Below are 8905 nucleotides of genomic sequence, written 5' to 3'. Positions count from 1 at the left end.
CACATTGTGCAGCCGGCCCCCTTCTTTTGAGCGGTGACATTTCCGCGGTGGCGCGATGGCGCGGGCCCCTGGTCAGGCGGTCGCAACCTCGGCATCGCCGCTGCCGCCGGTCAGGCGTTCCAACGCGTCTTCCATGTGGCTGATCAAAAGCTTGCCCACGCGCTCCTGGTCCCCGTCCCCCAAGGCCTCGGCGATGGCCTGGTGTTCGGCCACCCGGGCATGCGGGTCGGGATACTTTTTCTCCAGCGCCGTAAGGCACATTCGGGTCTCGGTCAGCAGAGTGTTGTGCATGCGGGTCAGCCGGGTGCTATCGGCCGCCGCCACCAGCGTGGCATGGTATTCCATATCGGCTTCGGACATCGCGTCCAGGTCGCCTTTGTCAGCGGCTCTCTGCATGGCTTTGACGATCGGCATGAGCTGGGCGGCGACACCTTTGCCGCCCTTCTGTAGGATCAGTTCGGAGGCGGCGCGTTCGACGGCGGTGCGCGCCACATACATGTCGCGGACCTCTTCATCGGTCATGGTGATCACGAACAGGCCGCGGTTGCGGATGCTGATCAGCAGGCCTTCCTGCGTGAGCCGCTGCATGGCCTCACGGAGCGGTCCCCGGCTGACGCCGAGCTCCTTGGCCAGTTCCGCCTCCCCCAGCTGGGAGCCCGGCGGAATATGGCCCAGCCCGATTGCCGTGCGCAACTTACCGGCAATGATTGCTGGCGTGGACTCGCGCACCAGGGGCTCAAATCTTTGCATCGGTACCAACTATCCGTCAGGGGTCCGGCTGCGGCCTCGGAGCCCGCAGCGGACCGGTTGTCTTTCATATCCGGCCGGGATGGTCGGATCAAAAACTGTCTACAATCCTACTGCCAGTAAGCTGACCATCCATGGATTATGTAAAAAGAAGTCGGGGCCGCCGGCAAGGCGGCCCCGACTCGTCTGGATCAGGGCGCAGTGTCCACGGCCCGTGAATAGGTCAGGGTTTCGTCCCGGGCGCCGCCCATCCAGATGTCCTGGCAGGCGGCCGCCATTTCATCCAGGCCTTCCACGATGGTGGCGAACACGTTGCCGGGCACCCAGCCGGTGTCGCCGTTCAGCAGCAGGTTGTTCCGGCCGTAGAAGACGGCAAGGTCGACGATGGTCTGCACCGAATCCGTCGAGTCGGCTTCATAGCCGTGTGACGGCGTCTTGAGATCGTTGGACGTAAACGTGAAATAGCAGACGTCGCCCGGGATGGGGGTCACGGTGGTGTTCTCCGCGCCGGGTTCAGCCGGAGCAAACGCCGGAACCAGGTTGTAGATCTCGTTACGGGCGTACTTTCCATGGAAGACCTGCCCGCTGAGGGGAAGTGCGTCCCAGACGGCGTTGGCCGTACGGGGCGCTGCGTCGTCGTGCAGGAGCGCCTTGCAGGTGACTCCGCGCTTTTCAAGGGTGATGTTGATGTACCTGGCCATTTTCTGCCTTACTTCAGGATGGGGGTGGACATTGCCGGGGTGGAATTGGGGCGGGCGTGCTGCCAGTCGACGGCGCCCTGGTATGCGGCGGCCGCCGAGAGCACTCCAGCGTCGCCATGCCGGGGACCCACGATCTGCAGCCCGACCGGAAGGCCTTTGCCGGTGAAGCCGCACGGGACACTAATGCCCGGCTGCTGGGTCAGGTTGAAGGGGTACGTATAGGGCGTCCAGGATGTCCAGTCCTGCGAGGAAGATCCGGCCGGGACGTCACGGCCGGCTTCGAAGGCCGGAATAGGCAGCGTGGGTGTCACCAGAAGGTCGAAGCGCTCGTGGAGAAGCCCCATCTCCCGGCCCAGTTTCATGCGGACCGCCGTGGCGTCCAGGAAGTCCCCGGCACTGAAGCCGGAGTGCCGTTCCAGTGCCGCCGCCAGCAGCGGATCAAGCTGTTCCGCGGCACCGGGGCCGTAGCCTTCCACCACTTTGGCCGCGCCGCTGAACCAGAGCACGTGGTAGGCGTCCACCGGGTCCTGCCAGCCAAGGTCGATTTCCTCCACCTCGGCCCCCAGGTCCCGCAGGACCTGGACTGCCCCGCGGACTGCCTTGTCGACGTCGGGATCATTTTTTCCGTAGCCGAGATCTGGGCTGAAGGCGATTTTCCGACCCCGGACCCCTTCGTCGATGGTGGACAGGAAGGAGCGCGTCGGCGCGGGACCTGCGGACCAGTCGCGAGCGTCCGGGCGGGAGAGGACATCCAGCATCAGCGCCGCATCCTCAACGGTGCGGGTGATGGGGCCGGCGTGGGCGAGGGTGCCGAAGGGGCTGGCCGGGTACAGCGGCACGGTCCCGTACGTGGGCTTGAAACCCACAACGCCGGTAAAGCCGGCGGGGATGCGGATGGAGCCGCCGCCGTCGGTCCCTACGGACCACGGGCCCATACCCTGCGCCACGGCGGCCGCGCTGCCCCCGCTGGAGCCGCCGGCCGTGCGCGAAACGTCCCACGGGTTGCGGGTGATCCCGCAGCGCGGGCTGTCGGTCACGCCCTTCCAGCCGAACTCGGGGCTGGTGACCTTGCCGATCAGCACAGCACCGTTTTCGCGCAGCCTGGCCACGGCGGGTGCGTCCTCGTTCCAGTCTCCATCAGGGGAGGTCAGGCGGGACCCGCGCAACGTCGGCCACCCCTTGGTAAGCATGAGGTCCTTGATGGAGGTGGGTACACCGTCGGCCAGGCCCAGCGGCTCGTTCCGGCGCCAGCGCTGCTCCGATTCACGCGCCGCCGCAAGGGCTGACTCCGCCTCCACCAGGCAGAAGGCGTTGATGCCGCCGTCGTGCTGTTGGATGGCGTTCAGGGCCGCCTCCGCAGCCTCCACCGGGGAGACCTCCCCCGATCCGTACGCGTCAACCAGCTGCGTGGCAGTGGCCCATTCCAGTGAATCAATCACGCTGTGAAGCTCCTTGTCCGGTACAACCTGCGGTCTCAGCCACCGGCTGTGACGCCGGTAACACTGCGGTCAGGTTATGTTGCGCTCACCGCTATTGTCAACAATCCTACTTTCCTATCTTTTGCGTGCTGATGATTGTATGATTGTGCACAATCCGCGGGAGCGGTTCCCACGGTCACTTCAAAGGAGAATCTATGGCCGTCACCATTGGCATGCTGTACCCGGGCTTCGGCGCCGAGGACGACTACCCCTTCATGGAGGAACTCCTGGGCGAGGGAATCCACCTTCCCCTGGTCCACACCTCCGTAGGCGTCGACGCGCACGAAGTCCAGGCCCTGCTCGACCTCGGCAAGAGTGAAAGGCTCCTGGAAGGCGCGGATGCCTTGCGCGCCGCCCTTCCCGACGCCGTTATGTGGGCCTGCACATCCGGCAGCTTCGTCTTCGGCTGGGAGGGCGCACATCAGCAGGCCCGGGAGGTCCAGGAAGCCCTTGAGGTGCCCGCCTCCTCCACGTCCCTGGCCTTCGTTGCCGCCTGCAAGGCGCTGGATCTGACCAAGGTGGCCGTCGCCGCCACCTACCCGGAGGACGTCTCCCGGCACTTCGTGGCGCTGCTGAACCGTGGCGGCATCAACGTCACGCAGCTGGTCAGCCACGACATCCCCACTGCCGCACTTGCCGGCGAGCTTGACCGCGAAGGCGTCCTTGCCCTTGCCCGGAGCAACGACAGCGACGAGGCGCAGGCGATCCTGATCCCAGACACGGCACTGCACAGCGCCCGCTGGATCAACGAACTCGAAGCGGAGCTCGGCAAACCCGTCCTCACCGCGAACCAGGTAACCGTCTGGCAAGGCCTGCAGCTTGCCGGCGCCCTGCGCCCGTGCGACGCTCTGGGCACGCTGTTCAAGAAGACGGCACCGGTCGGCGTCGGAGCATAGCCCGACACGACAAGAAATCCCGGCCGCGGGCTGTCACACGAACAGCCCCGGCCGGGATTTCTTTTGTCCCGGCTATGCCAGCAGGCACTGCCCCGGACCTACCGCCGCCTTGCCCAGGCGGCGCAGCGACGCCCACGCTGTCACCTGGTTGGCCGAGAGGACCGGCTTGCCCAGTTCCCGTTCCAGCGGCGCGATGATGTCGTACGTGGGCAAGTTGGTGCAGCTGATGAAGACCACGTCCGCCTCCGGAACGTCGGCCCCGCGGATCAAGTCGCAAGTGGCCTGGTAGGGAACCTGCCAGATGCCCCCGTCCAGCCCGAGCCCGGCTTGCGCTGCCACCGAATGGCCGGCCTCCTCCAGGAAATCCCCCAGCCGAACAGTCAGGTCCGCCACGTACGGCGTAATGACCACAACCCTGGAGACGCCCAGATACTCCAGCGCCTCCAGCAGCGCCTCGGAGGTGCTGACACCATGCGCGTCGGCGGCGGCTGCCATCACCTTCGAAATATGGCGGGCTCCGGATAAACCGTTGACGAAGCTGCCGGACGTGCAGGCGTAGGCCATGACCGCGGGGCGCACGGCGCTAAGGTTCTTCACCGCAGCGAGGATGTCGGCGTCGTCGCTCACGTCCTCTGCCATCTCCAGGCTGACGGGCTCATCAAAGAACGGCGTCCGGGTGAAGAACAGCGAGACGTCCGACGGCATCCAGCGCCACAGCTCGCGGTCCAGCGCCATGTCGAACGGGCATACCACGCCTATGCCGGCCTGCGCCTCCGGGCCAGCGAACGTGGGTTCAATGGGCTGCATTAGCTCTCCCTAGAATTAGTAGATTGTTGACAATCCATTGCCGTTTGCCTAGGGTCCGTAGTGACCCGGCTAACCCGTACAAAGGAGCATCTTGAACATGTCGAAAATCCCGGCCGACGGCGTCGACCTTGAATTGCCGTCCCCACCCGTTCCGGTGGCCAACTACGTTCCGGTCCGCCAGGTGGGAAACCTCGTTTTCACGGCGGGCCAGACGCCCACCCGCAATGGCGTCCTCACCATCAGCGGCAAGCTGGGTCGCGAGCTCACCATCGAGCAGGGCCAGGAAGCAAGCGCCACGGCGGTGCTTAACTGCCTGGCAGCCCTGAAGCAGCACCTGGGCTCGCTGGACCGGATCGTGTCCGTAGTCAGCCTGACCGGTTACGTAGCTTCGGCCGAAGGCTTCGGTGACCAGCCGGCCGTGATCAACGGCGCCTCGCTGGTCCTGGAACAGGCCTTCGGCAACAAGGGGCGCCATGCCCGGGCAGCTGTCGGCGTTGCCGAACTGCCCGGACTGGCACCCGTTGAAATTGCGATGATTGTAGAGGTGTAGCGGACCGTCAGTGCTGCAGGACGGCCCGGAGGAAGGTCCGGGTCCGTTCCTGCTGCGGGTCCTTGAAGATCTGGGCCGGCGGTCCACTTTCCACGGCAGCCCCGTTGTCGAACATCACCACCCGGTCCGAGATCTCCTCCGCGAACCGCATCTCGTGCGTCACCATGAGCATGGTCATGTCCGTGGTGTGCGCAAGGTTCCGGATGACATTCAGCACCTCACCGATCAATTCCGGGTCAAGCGCCGAGGTGGGCTCGTCGAACAACAGCACCCTGGGCCGCATAGCCAGCGCCCGGGCGATGGCCACGCGCTGCTGCTGCCCGCCGGACATCTGCGGCGGCGTGTGGTTCATGTGCTTCCCGAGGCCCACCAGGTTCAGCAGCTCCGCGGCGCGTTCCTTAGCCTCCGCTTTGTTCATGCCCAGCACGTGGATGGGCGCCTCGATGACGTTCTCCATGGCGGTCATGTGCGGAAACAGGTTGAACTGCTGGAACACCATGCCGATCTTGCGCCGGGTTTCCCGCATCTGCTTGGTCTCGCGCACCTTTTGGCCGGCCGTGACATCCCACAGCACGTCGCCGTCGACCTTCACGAGCCCTTCACTGGGCGTCTCCAGCGTCATAAGGATACGCAGGATCGTGGTCTTGCCCGATCCGGAAGGGCCGATGATGGAGACCTTCTCCCCCGGCGCCACTTCGAAGTTCAGCGACTTCAGGACCTGGTTTGATCCCCAGTTCTTGCTGACGTTCTGGAACCTGATGATCGGATCGGAGGCAAGGCCCACGGGAGTGGTCAGGGGTTGGGGTTCAGTGCTGGGGCGCATAGCGCCGCTCCAATCTGTTGACGAGCCGTGAGGCGGGGTAACTGATGGCCAGGAACAACAGCGCTGCCAGGGTCAGCGGTTCCAGGTAGCGGAAGCTGGAGCTTCCGATCGCCTGTGCCGTTGCCATGAGTTCCACCACCGTGATGGCTGACAGTACTGCTGAGTCCTTGAACATCTGGATGAGGTAGTTCCCGAGCATCGGGACTACGGTGCGTATTGCCTGCGGGAGGATGATCCTGCTCCAGGTGCGGGACCCGGGGAGGCTCAGCGCCGTTGCTGCCTCCCACTGGCCCTTGGGCACACCCTGGATGCCGCTGCGGTACACCTCTGCCATGTAGGCGCTGTAGTTCACCCCTATAACCACTACGCCGGTGGTGAAGGCGTCAAAGCTGATACCGTACGCCGGCAGGACAAAGAATGCGCAGTAGGCCTGGACGAGCAGCGGGGTTCCCCGGACGAACACCACGAAGAAGGACACGACGGGCGACAGCACCGGGATGGCGAGCCGCCGAAGAATCGCAAAGAACAGACCCAAAAGGGCAGCCAGCAGGGTGCCCAACAGGGTGATCCTGACCGTGACCCAGAGGCCCTCAAGGAGCAGCGGAATGACGGACACGGCAAAGTTGTTGTCCCAGATCATGCTGCACCTACCTTCATGAGTTGGCTTTCCTTGCGCTGGGCGGCGAGTGCCTTCCGGTCAAGCGCGTAGCGCCGTTCCAGCCAGCTGGTGAGCAGCGTCAGCAGGTAGGAGAGGACGAAGTACATCACCAGGATGGTGATGAAAATCGCCGTCGTCTGCCCTGTGCTGCTACGGATCATCTGTGCCCGGAAGGTCAGGTCCGCCACCGTGACGAGGGAGACGAGTGAGGTGTTCTTCAGCAGGTCCACCATGACGTTTCCGAAAGGCGGCAGCATGGCGGGGATCGCCTGCGGGATGATGATGCGCCTGAGCCTCAGTGCGGGTTCCATGCCCAGCGCGATGCACGCTTCGGTCTGGCCTTTGGCCCGGCTGGCGATGGCGCCGCGTACAACTTCTGCGGCGTACGCGCCTTCGTTCAGCCCGAGCGCCAGGACCGCAGCGGTGAGCGGGTGGAGCTGGATTCCAAAGAACGGCAGTGCGAAGAACAGCCAGAACATCTGCACCAGCAGCGACGTTCCGCGGAATACCTCAATGAACACTCCGGCCGGCCAGCTGATGATCCGGTGGCTGGATAGTCGTGCCAGGCCGGCCGCAAACGCGACCACCAGGCATAACGCCCCGCTGAGCACCGCCACCAGGATGGTGGTCAGGAGCCCCTGCCACAGCAGCGGCGCGTACTCGATTACTGCGGACATCCCAGCCTCCCCTCTGCCGGCAGGGGCATCAGCCCGCGGTCTTGCATAGGTCCTGGGCGGTTACGCCTTCCACCACGGACGCGTCAAAGCCCCACTTGGTGAGCATTTCGGCGAACTCCGGCGTTTTCTTGAACGCTGCGAGCTCCTTGTTATACGCCTCGTGGAAGGCAGCGTCGGACTGGCGGAAGGCAGCACCGGAACCGGTGCGCGGAGCGTCGTCTACCGGCTTGCTGATGTCAAAGCTTGCATCGTCTTTTGCAAGAGCCTTAAGGGAGAGCGTAGGCAGCATGAAAGCATCTGCCCGGTTCGCCTTGAGCGCTTCAAGCCCGCTGCGTCCGTCATTGATCTTCACCTGCTGGGAAGCCGGCACGTTGGACGTTTTGAGCACGCCTTCCTCGAAACCGCCCGGAAGAACAGCGATTCGTAGCGAGGGATCGGCAAGGATGGCCGCGACGGACGTAATCCCCTTTGGATTGCCCTTTGGTGTGGCGAAGGACTCTGTAGAGACAATCACCGGTTCCGAGTAGAGCACCTGCGCGCACCGCGACTCCTTCATGAACAGGCCCGCAGCGATCACGTCCCAGCGGTTGGCGTTGAGCCCCGGAATCATGGATTCGTAGGGCGTAATAATGCCCTGGACCTCCCCGATGCCCAGCCTCTTGCAGACTGCACGGAGAACGTCCGGCTCGCAGCCGGTGACTGTCCCGTCGGCGCCAACCTGGGTGTACGGGGGCTCGTTGGCGATGCCCACGCGCAGGAACCCCTGGGCCTTTGCCTGTTCCAGAAGGTTGCTGGCAGCGCCGGAGGCAGGACCGCCTGGCGCCACAGTGGAACAGCCCGTCGCCCATCCGGCCACCGAAACCCCGAGTGCCGCCACGCCTGCACCCCGCAGGAGGTTCCGCCGCGAAATGTTGCCCGTCATAATTACTCCTTCGCCCGGTCCGCGCCGGGGATAGTCAGCAGGATCACACGCTGTGACGCGTGTTACATAAAACCTAAGAGTCCGGTGTACTATTGTCAACAATCCGAATGTAAATTGTGCGTTACCGGCGATTCGAAGATGACTTGCCTGGGAGCGCCCGGCCACGTCGAGGAAGGCCTGGAGCCTCCCGACACAAAACCCACAGATGGAGCCCACGATGATCATCGGCGTCCCTAAAGAAATCAAGAACAACGAGTTCCGGGTGGCCATCACCGCCGCCGGTGTCCACGAGTTCCGCAGCAATGGCCACACCGTTCTGGTGGAACGCGGCGCAGGGCTGGGCTCCGGCATCACCGACGAGGAATACGCCATTGCCGGTGCCGAGATCGTCAATGAGGCTGACGACGTCTGGGCCCGCGCCGACATGGTCATGAAGGTCAAGGAGCCCATCAAGGCCGAGTACCACCGCTTCCGCAAGGGCCTGATCCTCTTCACCTACCTCCACCTGGCCGCGGAGCCCGAACTCACCCGCGAGCTCATCAACTCCGGCGTCACCGCCATCGCCTACGAAACCGTCCAGGAAGGCCGCGCCCTTCCGTTGCTCGCCCCCATGTCAGAGGTTGCGGGCCGGCTTTCCGTGCAGGTG

11 protein-coding genes are annotated in these 8905 nt (G+C 64.4%); 3 read left to right on the top strand and 8 right to left on the bottom strand.

Going from position 1 to position 8905, the window contains the following annotated elements; translation table 11 throughout:
* Window positions 1-72: 72 nt before the first annotated feature.
* The 3 genes from Q9R30_RS19115 to Q9R30_RS19105 all read right to left on the bottom strand — a co-directional run bounded on the left by Q9R30_RS19115 (window position 73) and on the right by Q9R30_RS19105 (window position 2887).
* Window positions 73-750 carry a GntR family transcriptional regulator gene (locus tag Q9R30_RS19115; RefSeq protein ID WP_311218572.1) on the bottom strand — a complete coding sequence of 226 codons (678 nt, stop codon included), beginning with the start codon at window positions 748-750 and terminating at the stop codon, window positions 73-75.
* 188 nt (window positions 751-938) lie between these two features.
* A complete protein-coding gene (locus Q9R30_RS19110; protein WP_311218571.1) occupies window positions 939-1448 on the bottom strand; it encodes a DUF3830 family protein in 510 nt (169 codons plus the stop codon).
* A gap of 8 nt (window positions 1449-1456) precedes the next feature.
* Window positions 1457-2887: an amidase gene (locus Q9R30_RS19105; RefSeq protein WP_311218570.1), complete on the bottom strand. Its 1431-nt coding sequence runs from the start codon at window positions 2885-2887 to the stop codon at window positions 1457-1459.
* 194 nt (window positions 2888-3081) lie between these two features.
* On the opposite strand from Q9R30_RS19105, the gene Q9R30_RS19100 reads away from it, so the two are divergent.
* Entirely contained in the window at window positions 3082-3822 is a 741-nt protein-coding gene (locus Q9R30_RS19100; protein WP_311218569.1) for a maleate cis-trans isomerase, read from the top strand.
* 72 nt (window positions 3823-3894) lie between these two features.
* Here Q9R30_RS19100 and Q9R30_RS19095 read toward each other — a convergent pair whose 3' ends face one another.
* Window positions 3895-4629, bottom strand: coding sequence for an Asp/Glu/hydantoin racemase (locus tag Q9R30_RS19095; RefSeq protein WP_311218568.1), 735 nt, complete (start codon window positions 4627-4629; stop codon window positions 3895-3897).
* Window positions 4630-4726: 97 nt separating this feature from the next.
* On the opposite strand from Q9R30_RS19095, the gene Q9R30_RS19090 reads away from it, so the two are divergent.
* Complete coding sequence (locus Q9R30_RS19090) at window positions 4727-5179, top strand: RidA family protein (protein ID WP_311218567.1); 453 nt, start codon at window positions 4727-4729, stop codon at window positions 5177-5179.
* A gap of 7 nt (window positions 5180-5186) precedes the next feature.
* Here Q9R30_RS19090 and ehuA read toward each other — a convergent pair whose 3' ends face one another.
* Genes ehuA through ehuB form a run of 4 tightly spaced genes read right to left on the bottom strand, consistent with a single transcriptional unit; the run spans window position 5187 to window position 8259 of the window.
* Window positions 5187-6002, bottom strand: a complete 816-nt coding sequence (ehuA, locus tag Q9R30_RS19085) for an ectoine/hydroxyectoine ABC transporter ATP-binding protein EhuA (protein WP_311218566.1) — start codon at window positions 6000-6002, stop codon at window positions 5187-5189.
* Window positions 5986-6642 (bottom strand): ectoine/hydroxyectoine ABC transporter permease subunit EhuD, encoded by a 657-nt coding sequence (ehuD, locus tag Q9R30_RS19080; protein ID WP_311218565.1) that lies wholly within the window; start codon window positions 6640-6642, stop codon window positions 5986-5988. Before ehuD ends, ehuA begins: the two co-directional genes overlap by 17 nt.
* Window positions 6639-7337 (bottom strand): ectoine/hydroxyectoine ABC transporter permease subunit EhuC, encoded by a 699-nt coding sequence (gene ehuC, locus Q9R30_RS19075; RefSeq protein WP_311218564.1) that lies wholly within the window; start codon window positions 7335-7337, stop codon window positions 6639-6641. The genes ehuD and ehuC overlap by 4 nt, the downstream gene beginning before the upstream one ends.
* A gap of 28 nt (window positions 7338-7365) precedes the next feature.
* On the bottom strand, window positions 7366-8259 hold the full coding sequence (gene ehuB, locus Q9R30_RS19070; protein ID WP_311218563.1) for an ectoine/hydroxyectoine ABC transporter substrate-binding protein EhuB: 894 nt from the start codon (window positions 8257-8259) through the stop codon (window positions 7366-7368).
* A gap of 217 nt (window positions 8260-8476) precedes the next feature.
* Here ehuB and Q9R30_RS19065 point away from each other — a divergent pair.
* Window positions 8477-8905: alanine dehydrogenase (locus Q9R30_RS19065; protein ID WP_396136751.1), on the top strand; the 429-nt coding region annotated here is incomplete at its 3' end.

The sequence above is a fragment of the Arthrobacter sp. AB6 genome, assembly GCF_031844545.1.
GTDB lineage: Bacteria > Actinomycetota > Actinomycetes > Actinomycetales > Micrococcaceae > Arthrobacter.
The sequence above is the reverse complement of the archived record's forward strand: the minus strand, read 5'-3'. Positions and strand labels throughout refer to the sequence as shown.

Bases quoted from the DNA above. Each gene is read 5' to 3' on its own strand.
- Q9R30_RS19095 (WP_311218568.1), bottom strand. From the start codon at position 4,629: ATGCAGCCCATTGAACCCACGTTCGCTGGCCCGGAGGCGCAGGCCGGC.
- Q9R30_RS19090 (WP_311218567.1), top strand. From the start codon at position 4,727: ATGTCGAAAATCCCGGCCGACGGCGTCGACCTTGAATTGCCGTCCCCA.
- Q9R30_RS19100 (WP_311218569.1), top strand. From the start codon at position 3,082: ATGGCCGTCACCATTGGCATGCTGTACCCGGGCTTCGGCGCCGAGGAC.
- Q9R30_RS19115 (WP_311218572.1), bottom strand. From the start codon at position 750: ATGCAAAGATTTGAGCCCCTGGTGCGCGAGTCCACGCCAGCAATCATT.
- ehuB (WP_311218563.1), bottom strand. From the start codon at position 8,259: ATGACGGGCAACATTTCGCGGCGGAACCTCCTGCGGGGTGCAGGCGTG.
- ehuD (WP_311218565.1), bottom strand. From the start codon at position 6,642: ATGATCTGGGACAACAACTTTGCCGTGTCCGTCATTCCGCTGCTCCTT.
- ehuC (WP_311218564.1), bottom strand. From the start codon at position 7,337: ATGTCCGCAGTAATCGAGTACGCGCCGCTGCTGTGGCAGGGGCTCCTG.
- ehuA (WP_311218566.1), bottom strand. From the start codon at position 6,002: ATGCGCCCCAGCACTGAACCCCAACCCCTGACCACTCCCGTGGGCCTT.
- Q9R30_RS19110 (WP_311218571.1), bottom strand. From the start codon at position 1,448: ATGGCCAGGTACATCAACATCACCCTTGAAAAGCGCGGAGTCACCTGC.